Below are 19,512 nucleotides of genomic sequence, written 5' to 3' on the forward strand. Positions count from 1 at the left end.
ATAGTGGGGGTTATAAATAATGGGAGGTTCCCACGATAACTCCGTGCGGAGGCGTTGCCAATAGAGTTGGTGAGGTGAAGAAGTCGCCGAACCATCGGCTGTCCGACCAGGTGCTGTTCGCGCTCGGGCGGGCGAGTCAGCATGCCCAGCGGCTGGTCCGGCAGCACATGACCGAGGGCGGCGTACGCACGCTGCACTACCACGTGCTGGCGAGCCTGGCCGACGACGGTGAGTCGGTGCAGGCGGCGCTTGCGGACCGGATCGGGATGGATCGCAGCGACCTGGTCACGGTGCTCGACGAGCTGGAGGAGCTGAAGCTGCTGGCGCGGCGGGTCGACGCCGCGGACCGGCGCCGGAAGATCGTCGCGATCACGCCCGCCGGGGAGAAACACCTGGCGGACATGGACCAGCTGATCTACGCCGCGGAGGCGGACCTGCTGGCACCACTGACCGCGGCGGAGCGCAAGACCCTGCTGAGCCTGCTCCGCCGCGTCTCAGGGGACTGAGGTCCTGTCTGGTGGTCCAGGCAGGACCTAGTGGCCGCCTTCGGCCTTCAGGCGGTTGAAGGAGGCGGTGATCTCCTCCTCGGCGGCGGTGCGGCCGACCCAGGTGGCGCCCTCGACGGACTTGCCGGGCTCGAGGTCCTTGTAGACCTCGAAGAAGTGCTGGATCTCCAGCCGGTCGAACTCCGGCAGGTGGTGGATGTCGCGCAGGTGCTCCTGGCGCGGGTCGCCGGCCGGGACGCAGACGACCTTGTCGTCCGGGCCCTTCTCGTCGGTCATCCGGAACATGCCGATCGCCCGGGCGCGGATCAGGCAGCCCGGGAACGTCGGCTCCGGCAGCAGCACGAGCGCGTCCAGCGGGTCGCCGTCCTGACCGAGGGTGTCCTCGATGAAGCCGTAGTCGGACGGGTACTGCGTCGCCGTGAACAGCGTGCGGTCGAGGCGCAGCCGGTTCGTCTTGTGGTCCAGCTCGTACTTGTTGCGGGTGCCCTTGGGGATCTCGATGAAGACGTCGAACTCCATACGGCAGATACTGTCACGGTTCCGACCGACCGAATGACAGGAGCAGCCCGGTGGCCCGACCTGCCCGTGCGGCATTCGTCACGCTTCTCAGTACGGCGCTGTGCGCCGGCCTGTGTACGAGCAGCGCACGCGCCGTGCCCCAGGCGGTGACGCTCACCCAGCAGGCTCCCGCCGTACTGGCACCGGTGACCACGCAGGGTGCCGCTCCGACCGCGGCGGGTGTCGCGGCCGCGCTCGCGCCGATCCTCAAGGACCCGTCGCTCGGCCCGCACCACGGCATCTACGTGTACGACGCCTCCCGCGGGAAGGCTGTGTTCTCGGTCGGCGCCGGTACGTCGTACACGCCTGCCTCCACGCTCAAGCTGCTGACGACCGTGTCGGCGCTGGAGACGCTCGGCCCGGACCACACGTTCGCGACCAACGTGGTGAGCCTCGGCAAGGGGTCGATCGCCCTGGTCGGCGGCGGCGACCCCCTGCTCGCGGTGAAGCCCGCCGCTGACTACCCGGCCCGTGCGACCCTCCAGACGTTGGCCGCGAGTACGGCGAAGGCTCTCAAGGCGCAAGGCGTCGCCGCCGTCACCCTCGGGTACGACGCCACGCTGTTCACCGGGCCCGCCGTGAACGCGCACTGGGAGGCCAAGTACGTCCCCGAGGGCATTGCGGCGCCTACGTCGGCGCTCTGGGTCAACGAGGGCCGTATCGCTCCCGGTATGGCGAAGCGGTCGGCCTCACCGTCCCTTGCCGCGGCCCAGTCGTTCCAGAAGCTCCTGCAGCAGTACGGCATCAAGGTGGCCGCCGCCAAGCCGGTCGACGCGCCCCCCAACGCTGCGCTACTGGCTCAGGTGAAGTCGCCCACGCTCGGCCAGATCGTGGAGTACATCAACCTGCACAGCGACAACGACGGTGCAGAGACGCTGCTGCGGCACGTGGGGCTGGCTACCGGCAACGGCGGCACGTACATCGGTGGTGTGGAGGGCGTACGCGCAACACTGACCAAGCTGGGCCTGGACGTGTCCAAGGCGACTATCTACGACGGCAGCGGACTGACACGGGCGAACACGGTCCCGCTGGAACTGCTGGCCGGTGCGGTGCAGGTTGCGGCGTCCAAGGACCACCCGGAGCTGCGGCACCTCCTGACCGGACTGCCGATCGCAGGGTTCGACGGAAGCCTCCGAGGGCGGTTCACCACGGCCGGCACAAGCTTCGGGACCGGGCTGGTCCATGCGAAGACCGGGACGCTCACCAGCGTGCACAGCCTCGCTGGGTACGCCCTTGACCGCACGGGCACGCTCCTGGTGTTCGCGATCGCCAGCGACAGCGTTCCGGTGCCCAAGACGCTCGACGCGCGGGCAGCGCTCGACCGCGCCACGTCGGCGCTCGCCAACTGCGGCTGCTGATTGTTGGGACATACCACTAGGGTCGTTGTATGAGTACGGCGGAAGGCGGGACCACGACCGAGATGGTCGACTGGCAGCTGGCGACCGGCGTGGCGCGGAAGCTGGTGCGCCCCGGCCCGGCCGTCAGCCGCGCGGAGGCAGACCAGGTGGTCGCCGACCTGCGGCAGTTCGCTGCCGAGTCCGAGGGACACGTCCGGGAGTTCACCGGGCTGCAGGCCACGTCGGCCACCGCGCCCGTGGTGATCGTGGACCGGCCCGGGTGGGTGCAGGCGAACGCGGACGGGTTCCGGACCGTCCTGCAGCCGCTGGCGGACAAGCTCCGTGAGAAGGCGGACCGGGCGGCCCTGGCGTCCGCGGTCGGCTCCCGGGTGACCGGGATCGAGGCCGGCGCGCTGCTGGCGTTCCTGTCGTCACGGGTGCTCGGCCAGTTCGACCCGTTCTACCCGGCGGTGCCGGACCCGGACAGGCCCGGTGTGACGGGGCGGCTGCTGCTGGTTGCGCCCAACGTCGTACACGTGGAGTCCGAGCTGGACGTCGTACCGCGGGACTTCCGGTTGTGGGTCTGCCTGCACGAGGAGACGCACCGGGTGCAGTTCACCGCCGTACCGTGGCTGCGGGACCACCTGCGGTCGGAGATCGCCCTGTTCCTGGACCAGGCCGAGCTGGACGCTTCGGCGTACGCCGCGATGTTCCGGGAGGCCGTGCAGCGGCTGGGCCGGTCGGTGCGTGGTGAGGCCGAGCTGAGCCTGGTGGACCTCATGCAGTCCCCGGAGCAGCGTGCGGTGCTGGACCGGCTGACCGCGGTCATGTCGTTGCTGGAGGGCCACGCGGACTTCGTGATGGACGGGGTCGGGCCGTCGGTGATCCCGACCGTGGACAAGATCCGGGCCAAGTTCACGTCGCGGCGGGCCAGCGGGAACCCGGTGGACCAGCTGCTGAAGCGGCTGCTCGGGCTGGACGCGAAGCTGCGGCAGTACAAGGACGGTGCGGCGTTCGTACGCCGGGTCGTGGAGCGGGTCGGCATGGAGGGCTTCAACCGGGTCTGGACCGGTCCGAACACGCTGCCGACCAAGAACGAGATCGCGAACCCCGATGCCTGGGTCTCCCGACTCCACGGCTGAGGGCCTGATCGCGCAACGGCGCGGGAAACTGCACCCTGCCGTCGCCCGGACCCGGGAGGCCGTGCGGGCAACGCTGAGCGAGCTGCCGAAGGGCACGACGGTGCTCGTTGCCTGCTCGGGCGGCACCGACTCGCTGGCGCTGGCGGCCGCCACCGCGTTCGAGGCGCCCAAGCTCGGGTTGCGGGCAGGGGCGGTCGTGGTGGACCACGGGCTGCAGGCCGACTCCGCCCACGTGGCGGAGGTCGCTGCTGACCAGTGCCGCTCGCTCGGGCTCGACCCTGTCCGGGTGTGGGTGGTCGAGGTCGGCACGGAGGGTGGGCCGGAGGGCGCTGCGCGCACAGCGCGGTACGACGCTCTGCGGGATGCGGCGGATGAGCTGGCCGCGGACGTCGTGCTGTTGGCTCACACGCGTGACGACCAGGCGGAGACTGTTCTACTGGGGCTAGGGCGTGGTTCAGGGGCCCGGTCGCTGGCTGGGATGGCTCCGGCGGTCGGGTTGTTGCGGCGACCGTTCCTGGAAGTGCCGCGGGCTACTACGGCGGCTGCTTGTATCGCTTCGGGGCTGCGACCGTGGCACGACCCGCACAACGACGACCCGCAGTACACACGCGTCCGGGTGCGTCACGAGGTGCTCCCGGTGCTGGAGGAGGCGCTTGGGCCTGGTGTGGTCGAAGCACTCGCCCGTACGGCGGGCCTGCTGCGGGCGGACGCCGACGCGCTCGACCAGCTCGCCGCGGACGTAGCCGAGACCGCACTGAGCCGTACGGAGGGCCAGGTCGTCTGCGACGCCGGCGTACTGCTGGACGAGCCGGCCGCGATCAGAACGCGCGTACTGCGCCAGGCCGCGCTGGAGGCCGGCTGCCGGGCCACGGACCTCACCGCAGGGCACGTGGCGGCCGTCGACGCGCTCGTCACGGACTGGCGTGGGCAGCGCTGGATCGATCTACCACAAGGGATTCGCGCCGTCCGCCGGGGCGGATTCATCGCATTGGGCTCCGATGTGACAGGCTGACGCCGTGGATGCTGCGGACATCGAGAAGGACCTGAGCACGATCCATTACACCGAGGACCAGATCCTGGCGAAGCTGCGGGAACTGGCCGGGCGGATCGAGCAGGACTACGAGGGCAAGGACCTCCTCATCGTCGGCGTTCTCAAGGGCGCCGTGATGGTGATGGCGGACCTCGCCCGGTCGCTCACCCGGCACGTCGAGATGGACTGGATGGCGGTCTCGTCGTACGGCTCCGGGACCAAGTCGTCCGGCGTGGTCCGGATCCTGAAGGACCTGGACACCGACATCAGCGGCCGGCACGTGCTGATCGTCGAGGACATCATCGACACCGGCCTGACGCTCACCTGGCTGGTCAGCAACCTGCAGTCCCGCGGCCCGGCGTCGGTGGAGATCTGCACCGCGTTCCGGAAGCCGGACGCGGCCGCGAAGATGGCGGTCCCGGTGAAGTACGTCGGGTTCGACCTGCCGGACGAGTTCGTCGTCGGCTACGGGCTGGACTACGCGGAGAAGTACCGGAACCTGCGCTGCGTGGCGACACTGGCGCCGCACGTCTACTCCTGACGGCCTCCGGCAGGCACACTTGGCGGCAGCCTGTACAACGGGTCGCACCCGTCCTTTCGTGACCCTCGTGGTGTGTTGTCTTGTGCGACACGAGACACTTGGACTGGTGTTACCGTCACAAGCCCGCATACCCGGGCCTGCCGAGCTAGGAGGGACGGGGCCTCGGCCCCGATCATGGACGTGAAGCGCATCTTCCGCGGACCCCTGTTCTGGATCGTCGTCGCCTTCCTGGGCGTACTGGTGATCGGGCAGCTCCTGACCGGCTCGTCCGGGTACAAGACCGAGTCCACCGGCCAGGTCGTCCAGCTGATCCAGCAGGCCAAGTCGTCGAGCGACAAGACGATCAAAACCGTGACGCTGAACAACCCGGACGAACAGATCCAGATCGAGAAGACCGACGGCACCAAGATCCAGGCGCACTACGTCGACGGTCAGGGCGAGGGTCTGGGCAGCGACATCCAGAGCCTGTACCAGGACGGCAAGATCGAGAAGTACGACGTGCAGAACCCGAAGCCGAGCTTCATCGGCCAGGTGTTCTCCACGCTGATCCCGTTCCTGCTGATCGCGGTCGTGTTCATCTTCCTGATGAACTCGATGCAGGGTGGCGGCTCCCGGGTGATGAGCTTCGCCAAGTCGAAGGCCAAGCTGGTCACCAAGGACACTCCGAAGACCACGTTCGCCGACGTCGCCGGTGTCGACGAGGCGATCGAGGAGCTCGGCGAGATCAAGGAGTTCCTGCAGGAGCCGGGCAAGTTCCAGGCGGTCGGCGCGAAGATCCCGAAGGGCGTGCTGCTCTACGGCCAGCCCGGTACCGGTAAGACCCTGCTGGCCCGTGCGGTCGCGGGTGAGGCCGGGGTGCCGTTCTACTCGATCTCCGGTTCGGACTTCGTCGAGATGTTCGTGGGTGTCGGTGCCTCCCGGGTCCGCGACCTGTTCGAGCAGGCCAAGACGAACGCCCCGGCGATCGTGTTCATCGACGAGATCGACGCCGTCGGCCGGCACCGCGGTGCGGGTCTCGGCGGCGGCCACGACGAGCGCGAGCAGACCCTGAACCAGCTGCTGGTCGAGATGGACGGCTTCGACGTCCGCGGCGGTGTGATCCTGATCGCGGCCACCAACCGGCCTGACGTCCTCGACCCGGCGCTGCTGCGGCCCGGCCGCTTCGACCGGCAGATCGCCGTCGACGCGCCGGACCTGCCCGGCCGGCAGCAGATCCTCAAGGTGCACTCCCGCGGCAAGCCGATGGCGCAGGACGTCGACCTCACCGCGGTCGCCCGCCGGACGCCGGGGATGACCGGTGCCGACCTGGCGAACGTGCTGAACGAGGCGGCCCTGCTGACCGCCCGGTCGAACGCGCAGCTGATCGACAACCGCGCGCTGGACGAGGCCATCGACCGCGTGATCGCCGGCCCGCAGCGCCGGACCCGGCTGATGTCGGACAAGGAGAAGGTGCTCACGGCGTACCACGAGGGCGGGCACGCCCTGGTCGCCGCGGCGCTGCCGCACTCCGACCCGGTGCAGAAGGTGACGATCCTGCCGCGGGGCCGGGCGCTCGGCTACACGATGGTGATGCCGGACGAGGACAAGTACTCGACCACCCGCTCGGAGATGCTGGACAAGCTGGCCTACATGCTCGGCGGCCGGGCCGCCGAGGAGATGGTCTTCCACGACCCGACCACGGGTGCGTCCAACGACATCGAGAAGGCGACGGCGCTGGCCCGCGCGATGGTCACCCAGTACGGCATGACCGAGCGGCTGGGCGCGATCAAGTTCGGCCAGGACAGCAGCGAGCCGTTCCTGGGCCGCGACATCGGCAGCCAGCGGAACTACTCCGAGGAGATCGCCGCCGCGGTCGACGAGGAGGTCGGCAAGCTGATCCTGAACGCGCACCAGGAGGCCTTCGACATCCTGGTCGAGAACCGCGCGGTCCTGGACCACCTGGTCGAGGAGCTGCTGGAGAAGGAGACGCTGGACAAGCACCAGATCGCCAGTGTGTTCGAGCCGGTGATCAAGCGCGAGCGGCGGCCGGCCTGGACCGGGTCGTCCACCCGGATCCCGTCCGACCAGCCGCCGGTGATGCCGACCCCCGCCGAGCAGAACGGGCAGAACGGGCAGCACGGCCACGAGGGCTCGCTCTCGGACGTGCTCCCGGGCGGCTCGGTCGGCCCGGACGAGGCGATCCGCCCGCCGGACTACGGCAGCGGCCCCACCCCGCCGAACCACCAGTAACGCCGCGAACGCCGCCACCCGGACCGGGTGGCGGCGTTTTCGTGTTCCCGCCGGGTAGCGTTCCACGCGTGACGTCACCGAAGTTCGACCATGCGCGGGCGGAGCGGGCGGTCCGCGAGTTGCTGCTCGCGATCGGCGAGGACCCGGACCGCGAGGGGCTGCGGGACACGCCGGCCCGGGTGGCCCGGTCGTACGCCGAGATGACCGCCGGGCTCGGCCAGGGCGCCGAGGACGTGCTGACCACCACGTTCGCGCTCGAGCACGACGAGATGGTGCTGGTGAAGGACATCGAGGTGTGGAGCCTGTGCGAGCACCACCTGGTGCCGTTCACGGGCGTCGCGCACGTCGGGTACATCCCGAGCCGGGACGGACGGGTCACCGGGCTGTCGAAGCTCGCCCGGCTGGTCGACGTGTACGCGAAGCGCCCGCAGGTCCAGGAGCGGCTGACCACGCAGATCGCCGAGTCCCTGGTGGAGATCCTCGAGCCGCGCGGCGTGATCGTCGTGATCGAGTGCGAGCACCTGTGCATGACCATGCGCGGCGTCCGGAAACCGGGCGCCAAGACCATCACCTCCGCCGTCCGCGGCCAGCTCCGCAACCCCAGCACCCGCGCCGAGGCGATGAGCCTGATCGTGGGGTGAACCACCCGTAGCCCACCAGCCCCTGGCCTCGTTGAAGTTTGAGAGTCCGAGACTATGGACATTCTGTCGCTGAGCGTTTACTTTCCGTAGTGGTGCTTGGCCAACGGGGACCAGGTGCCGGGTGAGGAGGACAGGATGTCGGGGCGTTTCCGGATCGGCGCCGCACTGGCCGGGGTCGTCGTCCTGACGGCGGGCGGACTGGCGGCAGCGAACTGGGCCACCGCGGACACGCGGCCCACGCCGAAGACAGGCGTGAAGACGCCCGTCGACCCGCTGGTCGCGGAGACCCTGGAGTCGGAGCTCGGCGCGGACTCGGGTGTCGTCGGCAGCTACTACGACGACGCCGGTGAGCTGATCGTCGCGGTCTCGAACCTGTCGACCGCGGCGCTGGTCCGGCAGATCGGCGCGATCCCGCGGCTGGTCAAGTACACGGCCCACCAGTTGAACGCCGTACAGGACGAGCTGAACCACGTCGCCACCACGTCCAGCGCCGGCAAGGTGCGCTCGTGGTACGTCGACCCGATCAGCGGGACCGTGGTCGTGTCGGTGCCGAAGAACGCGCACGACTCGATCACCGAGCGGTTCCTGTCCCGCGCGGAGGCGAACGGCGACCAGGTCACGGTCCGCCGGGTCTCCGGGACGATCCGCACCACCGCGGACGACTTCAGCCTGCGCGGCGGGGTCCAGGTCGACAAGAACACCGGGTACGTCTGCTCGCTCGGCTTCAACGCCACGACCCGCCAGGGCACCCGGATCTTCCTGACCGCCGGGCACTGCACGTCCGGCAAGCCGTCGTTCTCCCGCAACGGGTACGTCCTCGGCGACACCTACACCTCGACGTTCCCGGGCAGCGACTTCGGCTCGGTCGGCGTCATCGAGGGCTGGGACCAGCAGGGGTACGTCGAGGGCTGGGGCAACGGCAACGTCGCGGTCAAGGGCATCGCGGACGCCACCGTCGGCTCCACGCTCTGCAAGTCCGGGAAGAGCACCGGCTGGACCTGCGGCCGGATCGTCGCCCGGAACGTGACCGTCAACTACGGCAACAACCGCGTGGTCCGCGGCCTGTTCCAGCACACCGCCTGCGTCGAGGCCGGCGACTCCGGCGGCGCCAACATGACCGGCAACTACGCCCAGGGCATCACCAGCGGCGCGGCGCTGATCGACGGCCAGTGCCTGGAGAAGTACGGCCAGACGAACGAGTCGTACTCGCAGCCGATCGGCGTGGTCCTGCAGTCCACGAAGTCCCGCTTGATCCTCGCCAACTGACCTCTCTGTAGGCCTTGGGGGTGCGGGCTACTACGGTGTGTGGGTGAGAACTGAGCCATGGGGTCACGTCGACGGGTTGCCGGTGCTGGACCGGTGCCTCGTCATGGGCGTGGTGAACGTGACACCGGACTCGTTCTCGGACGGCGGCGAGTGGTTCGAGCCGGCCGCCGCGATCAAGCACGGCCGGGAGCTGCTGGCCGAGGGCGCTGACCTGCTCGACGTCGGCGGCGAGTCGACCCGCCCGCGGGCCGTCCGGCCGTCGCAGGAGGAGGAGATCCGCCGGGTGATCCCGGTCGTCGAGGCGCTCGCCGCGGACGGCGCGATCATCTCGGTCGACACCATGCGGGCCCGGGTCGCGGAGCTGGTGCTGGACGCCGGCGCCACGATGATCAACGACGTGTCCGGCGGGCTCGCCGACCCGGACATGCTGCCGCTGGTCGCGGAGCGCGCAGCGCCGTACCTGTGCATGCATTGGCGTGGGCACTCGCTCGACATGCAGAACAAGGCGGAGTACGGCGACGTGGTCGCGGAGGTGGTCGCCGAGCTCGCCGAGCGCCTCGACGTCCTGCGGGCGGCCGGCATCGACCTGAAGCGGGTCGCGCTCGATCCCGGGCTCGGGTTCGCGAAGAACGCCGAGCACAACTGGGAGATTCTTCGCCGGTTGCGGGAATTCGCCGTACTGGAAAGACCGTTGCTGATCGGTGCGTCCCGGAAGACGTTCCTCGGTAGGCTGCTCGCCGACGAGCAGACCGGCGAACCCAGACCGGCCGTACGACGAGACGACGCGAGCGTGGCCGTATCCGCCCTGGCCGCCGCCGCCGGTGCCTGGTGTGTCCGGGCGCACGCGGTGGCACCGAACGTGGACGCGGTCCGGGTGGCACAGAGATGGGGAACGGTATGACGGATGCACCACGGCAGGGCACGGGAGGCGATGCTGCACGTGGGGCTACCGTCGAGGACGCCGTACTGAACGCGAACACCGCGTTCTACAACGCCTTCGAGGCCGGCGACCTGGATCTGATGGCGGCGGTCTGGCTGCCGGACCCGGACCCGGTGTGCATCCACCCGGGCAATGCGGCGATCTCCGGGTATCCGGAGCTGATGCGGGCCTGGGCGATGATCTTCGCGAACACGCCGTACATCCAGTTCTTTCTCACCGACGTGCAGGTGCGGGTGGATGAAGACGTGGCATACGTCACGTGTACGGAGAATGTCCTGTCGTCCGGTGAGGGGGCGCCGGAGGACGGGTTCGCGGGCGGAAAGGCGCTCGCGACCAACGTTTTCCGCAGAACTTCCGCCGGCTGGCGGTTGTGGATCCACCATGCCTCCCCGGTACTGTCGTCTGGGGGCCGACAGGAGGAGGCGGAATGAACGGTCCCGTATCTCCGCCTGATGTGATCGAGATCCGGGGCATCCGCGGGTTCGGGCGCCACGGGGTGTTCGAGCACGAGCGGGCCGACGGGCAGGAGTTCGTCGTGGACGTCCGGCTGGAGCTGGACACCCGGCCCGCCGCCGCCTCCGACGACCTGGCCGACACCGTGAACTACGGGGTGGTGGCCGAGCGGGTGCACCAGGCGATCGAGAACGACCCGGTGGACCTGATCGAGACCCTCGCCCAGCGCATCGCCGATCTCTGTCTTGCCGACGAACGGGTGACAGCGACGGCCGTGACCATCCACAAACCCTCGGCGCCGATCACGGTGCCGTTCGACGACGTTGTCCTGACCGTGCAGCGCAGAGCCGGAGAATCCTCGTGACTGAGACCCCTAGTCCCCACGTCATCGACGCGGACACCCTGAGCGGAGGCCTGAAGCCGATCCGCCAGCTCATCCTGTCGCTCGGCAGCAACCTCGGCGACCGGGAGGCCAACCTGCAGGGCGCGGTCGACGCGCTGCGGGACACCCCGGACGTCGTCGTGGTCGAGGTCTCGCCGGTGTACGAGACCGAGCCGGTCGGCGGCCCGGACGAGTCGGGCCCGTACCTGAACATCGTGCTGCTGGCCGACACCACCCTCGGCGTGGACCTGCTGCTGGAGCGCGCGCACGCGGTCGAGGAGGCGTTCGGCCGGGAGCGCAGCGTGCCGGGCGCGCCGCGGACCCTGGACATCGATCTGATCACCTACGGGCAGAAGACGATCGAGACCGAGGAACTGACCATCCCGCACCCGCGGGCGCACGAGCGGGCGTTCGTGCTGGCGCCGTGGCTCGACATCGAGCGGGACGCCGTACTGCCGGGCCACGGCCCGGTCGCGGACCTGCTCGCGAAGGTCGGTACCGACGGTGTGACCAAGCTCGACATCGAGCTGCAGTAGTGGTGTCCGGCGGTACCGAGCCCGGCCGGGCGCCTCAGAAGGAGCCGCCCGAGGGCTCGGTGCGGCCGACCTCGCGACGGCTGCTGGTCGCGATCGCCGTCCTGGGCCTCGCGATCGGCGTCACGCTGGTCAAGGTCGTCGAGTCCGGCGGCGGGGTGGCGCCCGGGGTGTCCTGGCTGACGTTGGTCGCCTGGCTGTTCCTCGCCGCGCTGCTGTTCGTGGCGGCGCGCAACACCCATCAGCGGATCCAGGTACGCCGGGAACGGATGGAACCGTCGCGCGCCGTGTTCCTGTTGATGATCGGGAAGGCAAGCGCGTTTGTCGGCGCGTTGTGCACCGGTGTTTACGCAGGGTTCGCGTTAAGCTTCGTGCAGGCGCTGGGCTTCTCAGGGCCTCGTAACAGAGTGATCATGGCCGGAGCCGCGGCGGTGATCTCGGTGCTGGTCGTCACGGCCGGATTGTTGCTCGAACGTGCGTGTCGCATTCCCGAGGACCCCGACGAGACCCCTTAACATGGCGACCCATGGGGTCAAGGGGTAGCCGCCGTCGAACCAGGACCACAGTTCTCACCGTCGCCAACGGTCTGCTGATCGTCGGCTGTCTGGGCGCGAGTATCGCGCTCTTCTCGCAGAACGCCTGGATCCTCCGGGCCGCCGCGGGCGGGGCTGTGCTGGTCGCGATCGCTGCTGCCGTCCTGTTCCGTCACCAGTTGCTGGTGGAACGGCTGGCCCACTCCGACGAGCGCGCACAGGTCGCGCAGGAGTACTCGCGGATCACCAGCGCGCGCGTGGTGGAGAACGCCGAGTTCGTCGACCTCATGCAGCGCCGGCTGGACAAGATCGACCAGCGCCTGGACAAGATCGACGAGGAGGTCGCCACGGTCGTCGCGGCCGGCGACAAGCACTCCCAGGCCGACGCCCCAACCGTCGTGGACCTCAAACTCCGGGGCCTCGCCGCGTCCTGACCACCCTGTAGGTTCGGCGTGTGGATCTTGCCGAACTGCTGAAGGTTGCCGAAGCCGCCGTCGCTCGTGGGCGGGCCGTCACCGAGTCGATGGCGCCGGGGGTGCTGACCTCGAAGGGCGACCGGGACATGGCGTCCGAGGTCGACTTCGCCGTCGAGCGGGAGGTCCGGGCGTTCCTCGAACGCGAGACGCCGGACCTCGGCGTACTCGGCGAGGAGGAGGGCGGCGCGACCGACGGGACCCGCTGGGTGCTGGACCCGATCGACGGCACGGTCAACTTCGTCCACGGCGTACCGCTGTGGGCGATCTCGCTGGGCCTGATCCACGAGGGGCGGGCGGTCGCGGGCGTGATCGACCACCCGGCGCTGAACACGACGTACGTCGCCGCCGAGGGGCTGGGCGCGACCTGCAACGGGAAGCCGATCCGCGGCAGCGAGTGCACCGAGCTGTCCGAGGCGTTGGTTGCCGTGGGCGACTATGCGGTCGGGCCGGACGCCGAGCGGGTGAACGCCGACCGGGTCGCGCTGACCCGGCGGCTGTTCCCGCGGGTGCAGCGGCTGCGGATGATCGGTACGGCGGCCACCGCGCTGACCTGGACCGCGAACGGGTACTTCGACGCGCTGATCATGTTCTCGAACAAGCCCTGGGACACGATGGCCGGCGTGGCGATCTGCCGCGAGGCGGGCGTGACCGTGCTGGATCTGGACGGTACCGAGCACGCGCCGGAGTCACGCGGGGTGTTCGCGGTCAGCCCGCACCTGAAGGACCAGTTGCTCGAGCTACTTGTCGATGTCGCCGACCACGAAGAACATGCTGCCGAGGATCGCGATCATGTCCGGGATCATGGTGCCGGGGAGCAGCGCGGGTAGTGCGGAGATGTTGTTGAAGCTGGCCGAGCGGAGCTTCAGCCGCCAGGGGGTCTTGTCGCCGCGGGAGACCAGGTAGTACCCGTTGATGCCGAGCGGGCTCTCGGTCCACGCGTACGTCTGCCCCTCGGGGACCTTGAGGATCTTCGGCAGTCGTACGTTCACCGGTCCGGCCGGCATCGTGCGGAGCTTGTCCAGGCAGGCGTCGACCAGGTCGAGCGACACCTTCACCTGTTCGAGCAGTACGGCGAACCGGGCGAAGCAGTCGCCCTCCGGCCGCGTCACGACCCGCAGTACGTCCTGCAGGTCGCCGTACGCCAGGTAGGGCTCGTCGCGGCGGAGGTCGGCGTCGACGCCGGAGGCGCGGGCGATCGGGCCGGAAACGCCGTACTGCGCGATCAGTTCGGGGGCGAGTTTGCCGACACCGACCGTGCGGGCGCGGAAGATCTCGTTGCCGAGGACGATCTCCTCGATGTCGGGCAGCCGCCTGCGGACCGCGGCGGCGGCGTCCGACGCGCGGCCGAGCCAGCCGTACGGGAGGTCCTCCTTCAGGCCGCCGACGCGGTTGAACATGTAGTGCATCCGGCCGCCGGACAGCTCCTCCATCACGGCCTGGATGGTCTCGCGCTCGCGGAACGCGTAGAACACCGGCGTGATGGCGCCCAGCTCGAGCGGGTAGGAGCCGAGGAACATCAGGTGGTTCAGGATCCGGTTCAGCTCGGCCAGCAGGGTGCGCAGCCAGACGGCGCGCTCCGGGACCTCGAGGTTCATCATCCGCTCGACCGCGATCACCACGCCCAGCTCGTTGGCGAACGCGGACAGCCAGTCGTGCCGGTTCGCCAGCACGATGATCTGCCGGTAGTCACGGACCTCGAACAGCTTCTCGGCGCCGCGGTGCATGTAGCCGATGATCGGCTCGCAGCCGACGATCCGCTCACCGTCCAGCGTCAGCCGCAACCGCAGGACGCCGTGCGTCGCCGGGTGCTGCGGCCCGATGTTGAGCACCATGTCCGTGGTCGGCAGGTCCGAGCCGGCCCCGCCACGCTCGTACGCAGGGTCGAATCCAGCGGCTCCTGCCCCGACTCCGACCACTTTTTCCGTGCTCATGCCTCCTATCGTGACAGGCTGGGGGCGTGGATGACCTCTTCGCACCCTCCGATGTCAGTTGGACGCCGGTCTCGCCGAAGCTGGCCACGCTGCGCCGGCTGAACGCGGGGATCATGGCCGGGCTGGCCGCGATCGCCGCGCTGCTGGCGCTCGGGCTGACCGTGGGCTGGCTGTACGGCGTGCTCGCGGTGGTGGTGATCGCGCTCGTACTCGGCTGGGCGTGGATCCTGATCGGGCGCAACCAGCGGTCCTGGAAGTACGCCGAACGCGAGGACGAGCTGCTGGTCAGCCACGGGATCATGTTCCGCGAGCTGGTCGTCGTACCGTACGGCCGGATGCAGTTCGTGGACGTCACCGCCGGGCCGCTGGAGCGGGCGTACGGGATGGCCACGGTCGAGCTGCACACGGCGACCCCGGCCACCGACGCGAAGATCCCCGGACTGCACCCGGACGAGGCCGGGCGGCTGCGTGACCGGTTGTCCGCCCTCGGCCAGTCGCAGGCGTGGGGCCTGTGAGCCAGCAGGCCGTGGAGACCGTCGGACAGCGGCTCCACCCACTGACTCCGTTCGTGAAGGGCTGGGGGTACTTCGTCGTCGCGGCCGTCGCGCTGGTCAACAACGAGGGCCTGCGGCAGAACCTGACGTTCGCCGGGATCGGCCTCGGCGCCGTCCTCGTCGGCGGGATCCTGCTCGGCGCGCTGTCGTGGTGGTTCACCAAGTGGCAGCTCACCGACGACGCGATCCGGGTGGACAGCGGGTTCCTGTTCCGGCGGACGCGGATCATCCGGTTCGACCGGATCCAGGCGATCGATGTCGCGCAGCCGTTCGTGGCGCGGCTGTTCGGGATGGCCGAGCTGCGGATGGACGTGGCCGGCGGCGGCAAGAGCGACGGCAAGCTGAGCTACTTCCAGTACGCGCAGGCACAGGAGTTGCGTACGACGCTGCTGGTCCGTGCGAAAGGCCTGCAGGCGGCCGAGGCGCAAGAGGCGGAGCAGCAGACCGAGGAGGTCGCACCGCCGCTGCTGACCGTGCAGACCGGGCGCCTGCTCGGTGCGACGTTGCTGTCGTCGACCGTGGTCGGTAGCGCGGGTGGTCTGATCTGGCTGATCGTCGCGACGACCGTGCTGAACTTCCACGTCGGGCTGGTCGCCGGTATCCCGCTGCTGCTCGGTGTCGTGCAGCCGATCTGGAAGCAGGTCGTGGGGAACCACGGGTTCACGCTGTCCGCGACCACCCACGGTCTACGGACCAAGCGCGGGCTGTTCGACGTACAGCGGCAGACGATTCCGCCCGGTCGGGTCCAGGGACTACTGATCACGGAGCCGTTGATCTGGCGGCTGCTGCGCTGGTCGCGGGTCGAGCTGGACATCGCCGGTGTGGCCGGCAAACAGGACGACGCCGACGACCACATGGAGGGTGCGCAGCTCCTGCCGGTCGGCGACCGTGCCGAGGTGGCCTACGTGCTGGCGCGGGTCCTTCCTGGATTCGACCTGAGTGCGATTGAGATGCACCCGGCCCCGGCGCGGGCCAAGTGGCTGCGGCCGATCGGCTGGCGGTACCTGGCGTACGGCGTGGACGAGCAGGTCATGGTCACCACCCGCGGATGGGTCAGCCGGCGTACGTCGATCGTGCTGCATCACAAGACGCAGTCCGTGCGGTTGGAGCAGGGGCCGATCCAGCGGCGGCTGGGGCTGGCCGACGTACACGTGGACACTCCCGTCGGTCCAACGGACGCGGTGGCGTTGCACCAGGATCAGCTGGTCGCGGCGGCGCTGGTGGAGGCTCAGGCGGACAGGGCACGCGCTGCGCGCCGTACGGTGTCTGCTCCGGTCGCTGTCCAGACCCAGCCGAAGCCGCCGAGCCCGGAGGGGTCCAGCAGCTCGGCTGCTTCGCCGGCTGAGGACAGCTCGGACAGGTAGCGCATCGGATCTGTTTGGGCGAGGTCCAGCGGTGGCCGGCGCCCGGAGACGCCCAGGGCCGTCAAAGCGTCGCGCTGGGACGTGAGGTGTCCGTCGACGGCTGATGCGAGTGCGTCCAGCGCTACGTGGGCGGTGATGTCGCAGCTGCCGTCGGGTGTTGGGTCGCACTCCCGGCCGTTGCGGAAGCCAGTGAGGGTGCCGTACGGCGGCCTGCTCGCTTTCACATGACCGTAGTCGATCGCAAGCGCGAAACTCCCTACCTCGAGCCGACTGACAACGTCGGCCCAGCACTGTTCGCGAGGGAGTCCCACCTCAGGCCGCTGCCCGGGAACTCCACCGTCCCCGCCTGGCCACCAGCGCTGTAGCCAGCGTAGGTCGTTGCCGTACACAACCGGCCCTGGGCTCTCGTCGGCGAGTAGATAGCGGGGAACACATTCGTCGTCCCACTCGACGACCTCGCACGGGATGTTGTCGAGCCACTCGTTCGCGATCACCAGCCCGGACAACCGGTCGGGCAGTTCGTCGTCGAGTTCGATCTCGACGACCTGCAAGCCCTCGGCGCGCAGAACCTTCCCCAGCTCACCGGAACCCGCACCGATGTCCACCACCACGTCCAGTTCCAGTTCCGCGGCCAGCCGTGCGATCGCCCGCCCGAACAGCGGCGACGCGTGCACCGACGTACGGAAATGAGCGGCCGGACGCTCCCGCCGGTAGAACCCGCCGGGACCGTACAAGGCCTGCTCCCAGGCCTCCCGGAAGGTCATGACCCCAGTTGTACGGCGCCGAACTGGCGCCACACGCCCTCCGCGTCCTCCCGCCACAGGCCCAGCTCGGTCAGCTGGACTGCGGGTGCCGGTGTGGTGGCCAGTACGGCGTTGGCCTCGGCCACGACGTCCGGGCCGCCCTGGGTGGACGAGGAGATGGTCAGGTGCGGGTGCGGGTCGGGGAAGTCGCCACCGTACGGCGGGCACTCCGGGAAGGCCTCGAAGACCGTCAGGAGCAGTGCGCGGACCTGGTCGAACGGCTCCGGCTTCAACCACGCCGTACCGTTCGGGAACTGGCCCGCCGTCGGAAAGCTCAGCTCGAACGGCCGCACGGTGGACATGGCGGTCTGTAGGCGGGCTATGTCGTCGTTTGTGGGCTCGGTGACCCAAGGGACCAGCACGGTCACGTGTGGCGGGATCAGCTCGGTCAGCGGGACGTGAGGGCGTGCGGAGGACCGGGACACCGAGCGCCAGCGGTCCGTGTACGCCGCCAGTTCCGGCACTGTGATGAGGATCGCCGTCAATTCGGTCCGGGCAGCCCATGCTTCGGTCACCGCGCCATCCTCCCATCGCCTACGCTGACAAGTAGATCGTCTGGTACCCCGCCGTGGGACTGGAACGAGAAGAGAGTGAGTGATGGAACGGATCGGCTTGATCGGAGCCGGCCGGGCCGGGACCGCCGTGGGAGCAGCCTTGGCGGCAGCCGGACATCCCCTGGTCGGAGTGACCGCGCGGTCGGACGCGTCGTTGGAACGCGCCGCCCGCCTTCTGCCTGCTGTGCCGGTACTGACCGCCGACGAGGTCACGGCCCGCGCTGACGTCGTACTGGTCGCCGTACCGGACGACCGGATCCAGGACGTCGCGCAGACGCTCCCGCTGACCAGTGCGCAGTACGTCGTACACCTGTCCGGGGCGCACGGGCTGGCGCCGCTGGCCGGGCTGGCCGCGACACCTGTGGCGCTGCACCCGGCCATGACCTTCCCAGGCGAGCCAGTGTCGCTGGACGGCGTCATGTTCACGGCCACCGCGCCCGATGCGGCCAGGGACCTGGTAGAGCGCCTGGTGAAGGCTGTCGGTGCACAGGTGCAGTGGGTGGCCGATGACCAGCGCACGGCGTACCACGCGGGCCTCGTGCACGGCGCGAACCACCTGACGACCCTCGTCTGCCAAGCGGTCGCCGTACTGCGGGAAGCGGGCGTGGCCGACCCGGCGGCGACGCTCCGGCCATTGCTGACCGCAACTCTCGACAACACGCTCCGATCCGGTCATCATGCGCTCACCGGGCCGATCGCCCGGGGCGATGTCGACACGGTGGCAGCACATCTCGGCGTACTGCGGGGCAGCACGCGCGACACCTACACCGCGCTGGCCAGGGCCACCGTGGAGCTGGCCGACTGGCTCGAGGCAGAACAAGCCGCCGGCTTCGGCGAAGTACTGAACCGGACAGGGGAGGCACCGCGATGAGACTCACCCAGACCAAGGCCGAACTGCGGGCGGCGGCCGCGATCCGGCCGCGGGCGGTCGTGATGACCATGGGCGCCCTGCACGACGGCCACGCCGCGCTGCTGAGCGAGGCCCGGGAGCGGGTCGGGCCGGAGGGCAGCGTCGTACTGACGATCTTCGTGAACCCGCTGCAGTTCGGGCCGACCGAGGACTTCGACCGGTACCCGCGGACGCTGGCCAGCGACCTGGCGATCGCCAAGAACGCCGGCGTCGACCTGGTGTTCAACCCGTCCCGGGACGAGCTGTACCCGAACGAGCCGTCGGTCACCGTGCACCCCGGGCCGCTCGCCGACGAACTCGAAGGCGTGTTCCGGCCGGGGCACTTCTCCGGCGTACTCACGGTGGTGTCGAAGCTGCTGCACCTGACCGCGCCGGACATCGCGCTGTTCGGCGAGAAGGACTACCAGCAGCTGACGCTGATCCGCGAGATGGTGTGCGACCTGGACATGGACGTCGACATCGTGCCGGTGCCGACCGTACGGGAATCCGACGGGCTCGCGCTGTCCTCACGCAACCGCTACCTGAGCGAGACCGAGCGTGACGAGGCGCTGGTGCTGCACCGGGCGCTGAGCGCGGGCGCGAAGGCTGGGATGAACGGCCCGGACGCCGTCCTCGCCGCGGCGCAGGCGGAGCTGGAGGCGGTGCCGTCGGTGAAGATCGACTACCTCGCCCTGCGCGCCCCCGACCTCGGCCCGGTGATCGGCCCCGGCGAGGCCCGCATGCTGATCGCCGCCCGCGTGGGCCTGACCCGTCTCATTGACAACATTTCCATCACCCTTCGATGAAATCGGTTGATACGGTCGCCGGATGACTGTGCTGATGCCGCGCC

General features: G+C 69.5%; 22 protein-coding genes and 1 pseudogene. 19 read left to right on the forward strand and 4 right to left on the reverse strand.

Annotation, left to right across the window (positions count from 1 at the left end; genetic code table 11):
- Positions 1–74 precede the first annotated feature (74 nt).
- Positions 75–506: a MarR family winged helix-turn-helix transcriptional regulator gene (locus ACQHIV_RS33960; protein WP_427888223.1), complete on the forward strand. Its 432-nt coding sequence runs from the start codon at positions 75–77 to the stop codon at positions 504–506.
- 27 nt (positions 507–533) lie between these two features.
- Here the strand turns inward: ACQHIV_RS33960 and ACQHIV_RS33965 are convergent, their stop codons facing one another.
- The gene (locus ACQHIV_RS33965; protein WP_344197419.1) at positions 534–1,025 is read right to left on the reverse strand and encodes an inorganic diphosphatase; all 492 of its coding nucleotides are present in this window, start codon (positions 1,023–1,025) and stop codon (positions 534–536) included.
- A gap of 50 nt (positions 1,026–1,075) precedes the next feature.
- Between ACQHIV_RS33965 and dacB the strand changes: the two genes are divergently transcribed.
- The 14 genes from dacB to ACQHIV_RS34035 all read left to right on the forward strand — a co-directional run bounded on the left by dacB (position 1,076) and on the right by ACQHIV_RS34035 (position 13,394).
- On the forward strand, positions 1,076–2,422 hold the full coding sequence (gene dacB, locus ACQHIV_RS33970) for a D-alanyl-D-alanine carboxypeptidase/D-alanyl-D-alanine endopeptidase (protein WP_427888226.1): 1,347 nt from the start codon (positions 1,076–1,078) through the stop codon (positions 2,420–2,422).
- 29 nt (positions 2,423–2,451) lie between these two features.
- The gene (locus ACQHIV_RS33975; RefSeq protein WP_427888228.1) at positions 2,452–3,543 is read left to right on the forward strand and encodes a zinc-dependent metalloprotease; all 1,092 of its coding nucleotides are present in this window, start codon (positions 2,452–2,454) and stop codon (positions 3,541–3,543) included.
- Complete coding sequence (gene tilS / locus ACQHIV_RS33980) at positions 3,515–4,555, forward strand: tRNA lysidine(34) synthetase TilS (RefSeq protein WP_427888230.1); 1,041 nt, start codon at positions 3,515–3,517, stop codon at positions 4,553–4,555. The genes ACQHIV_RS33975 and tilS overlap by 29 nt, the downstream gene beginning before the upstream one ends.
- Positions 4,556–4,559: 4 nt before the next feature.
- Positions 4,560–5,114 carry a hypoxanthine phosphoribosyltransferase gene (hpt, locus tag ACQHIV_RS33985; RefSeq protein WP_427888232.1) on the forward strand — a complete coding sequence of 185 codons (555 nt, stop codon included), beginning with the start codon at positions 4,560–4,562 and terminating at the stop codon, positions 5,112–5,114.
- Positions 5,115–5,288: 174 nt separating this feature from the next.
- Entirely contained in the window at positions 5,289–7,343 is a 2,055-nt protein-coding gene (gene ftsH / locus ACQHIV_RS33990; protein WP_427888234.1) for an ATP-dependent zinc metalloprotease FtsH, read from the forward strand.
- Positions 7,344–7,411: 68 nt separating this feature from the next.
- A complete protein-coding gene (folE, locus tag ACQHIV_RS33995; RefSeq protein WP_427888236.1) occupies positions 7,412–7,984 on the forward strand; it encodes a GTP cyclohydrolase I FolE in 573 nt (190 codons plus the stop codon).
- A gap of 135 nt (positions 7,985–8,119) precedes the next feature.
- A complete protein-coding gene (locus ACQHIV_RS34000) occupies positions 8,120–9,250 on the forward strand; it encodes a S1 family peptidase (protein WP_427888238.1) in 1,131 nt (376 codons plus the stop codon).
- Positions 9,251–9,353: 103 nt separating this feature from the next.
- A complete protein-coding gene (folP, locus tag ACQHIV_RS34005; RefSeq protein ID WP_427896622.1) occupies positions 9,354–10,151 on the forward strand; it encodes a dihydropteroate synthase in 798 nt (265 codons plus the stop codon).
- Positions 10,148–10,621: a nuclear transport factor 2 family protein gene (locus ACQHIV_RS34010; protein ID WP_427888240.1), complete on the forward strand. Its 474-nt coding sequence runs from the start codon at positions 10,148–10,150 to the stop codon at positions 10,619–10,621. Before folP ends, ACQHIV_RS34010 begins: the two co-directional genes overlap by 4 nt.
- Positions 10,618–11,007: a dihydroneopterin aldolase gene (gene folB, locus ACQHIV_RS34015; RefSeq protein ID WP_427888242.1), complete on the forward strand. Its 390-nt coding sequence runs from the start codon at positions 10,618–10,620 to the stop codon at positions 11,005–11,007. The genes ACQHIV_RS34010 and folB overlap by 4 nt, the downstream gene beginning before the upstream one ends.
- Positions 11,004–11,561 carry a 2-amino-4-hydroxy-6-hydroxymethyldihydropteridine diphosphokinase gene (gene folK, locus ACQHIV_RS34020; RefSeq protein WP_427888244.1) on the forward strand — a complete coding sequence of 186 codons (558 nt, stop codon included), beginning with the start codon at positions 11,004–11,006 and terminating at the stop codon, positions 11,559–11,561. The genes folB and folK overlap by 4 nt, the downstream gene beginning before the upstream one ends.
- Positions 11,562–11,563: 2 nt before the next feature.
- Positions 11,564–12,073: a DUF3180 domain-containing protein gene (locus tag ACQHIV_RS34025; protein WP_380195132.1), complete on the forward strand. Its 510-nt coding sequence runs from the start codon at positions 11,564–11,566 to the stop codon at positions 12,071–12,073.
- Between the two features lie 11 nt (positions 12,074–12,084).
- Positions 12,085–12,525: a hypothetical protein gene (locus ACQHIV_RS34030; RefSeq protein WP_380195133.1), complete on the forward strand. Its 441-nt coding sequence runs from the start codon at positions 12,085–12,087 to the stop codon at positions 12,523–12,525.
- Positions 12,526–12,545: 20 nt separating this feature from the next.
- Positions 12,546–13,394: an inositol monophosphatase family protein gene (locus ACQHIV_RS34035; RefSeq protein ID WP_427888247.1), complete on the forward strand. Its 849-nt coding sequence runs from the start codon at positions 12,546–12,548 to the stop codon at positions 13,392–13,394.
- Here ACQHIV_RS34035 and ACQHIV_RS34040 read toward each other — a convergent pair.
- Positions 13,305–14,498 carry an NADH-quinone oxidoreductase subunit D gene (locus ACQHIV_RS34040; protein WP_427888249.1) on the reverse strand — a complete coding sequence of 398 codons (1,194 nt, stop codon included), beginning with the start codon at positions 14,496–14,498 and terminating at the stop codon, positions 13,305–13,307. The two genes, ACQHIV_RS34035 and ACQHIV_RS34040, sit on opposite strands and share 90 nt — an antisense overlap.
- 26 nt (positions 14,499–14,524) lie before the next feature.
- Here ACQHIV_RS34040 and ACQHIV_RS34045 point away from each other — a divergent pair, with 26 nt between their 5' ends.
- Together ACQHIV_RS34045 and ACQHIV_RS34050 are read left to right on the forward strand one after the other, a co-directional pair.
- Positions 14,525–15,013, forward strand: a complete 489-nt coding sequence (locus tag ACQHIV_RS34045; protein WP_380195137.1) for a PH domain-containing protein — start codon at positions 14,525–14,527, stop codon at positions 15,011–15,013.
- Entirely contained in the window at positions 15,010–16,416 is a 1,407-nt protein-coding gene (locus tag ACQHIV_RS34050; RefSeq protein WP_427888252.1) for a PH domain-containing protein, read from the forward strand. Before ACQHIV_RS34045 ends, ACQHIV_RS34050 begins: the two co-directional genes overlap by 4 nt.
- A gap of 101 nt (positions 16,417–16,517) precedes the next feature.
- Here the strand turns inward: ACQHIV_RS34050 and ACQHIV_RS34055 are convergent.
- Both ACQHIV_RS34055 and ACQHIV_RS34060 read right to left on the reverse strand, forming a co-directional pair.
- Positions 16,518–17,180, reverse strand: a pseudogene (locus tag ACQHIV_RS34055) (SAM-dependent methyltransferase); the annotation flags it as partial.
- On the reverse strand, positions 17,177–17,734 hold the full coding sequence (locus tag ACQHIV_RS34060) for a 2'-5' RNA ligase family protein (protein ID WP_427888254.1): 558 nt from the start codon (positions 17,732–17,734) through the stop codon (positions 17,177–17,179). The pseudogene ACQHIV_RS34055 and the gene ACQHIV_RS34060, both read right to left, overlap by 4 nt.
- A gap of 82 nt (positions 17,735–17,816) precedes the next feature.
- Here ACQHIV_RS34060 and ACQHIV_RS34065 point away from each other — a divergent pair, with 82 nt between their 5' ends.
- A complete protein-coding gene (locus tag ACQHIV_RS34065) occupies positions 17,817–18,644 on the forward strand; it encodes a Rossmann-like and DUF2520 domain-containing protein (RefSeq protein ID WP_427888255.1) in 828 nt (275 codons plus the stop codon).
- Positions 18,641–19,468 carry a pantoate--beta-alanine ligase gene (gene panC, locus ACQHIV_RS34070; protein ID WP_427888257.1) on the forward strand — a complete coding sequence of 276 codons (828 nt, stop codon included), beginning with the start codon at positions 18,641–18,643 and terminating at the stop codon, positions 19,466–19,468. The genes ACQHIV_RS34065 and panC overlap by 4 nt, the downstream gene beginning before the upstream one ends.
- The last annotated feature ends 44 nt before the right edge of the window (positions 19,469–19,512 follow it).

The sequence above is a fragment of the Kribbella polygonati genome (genome assembly GCF_050320105.1).
Classification (GTDB): domain Bacteria; phylum Actinomycetota; class Actinomycetes; order Propionibacteriales; family Kribbellaceae; genus Kribbella.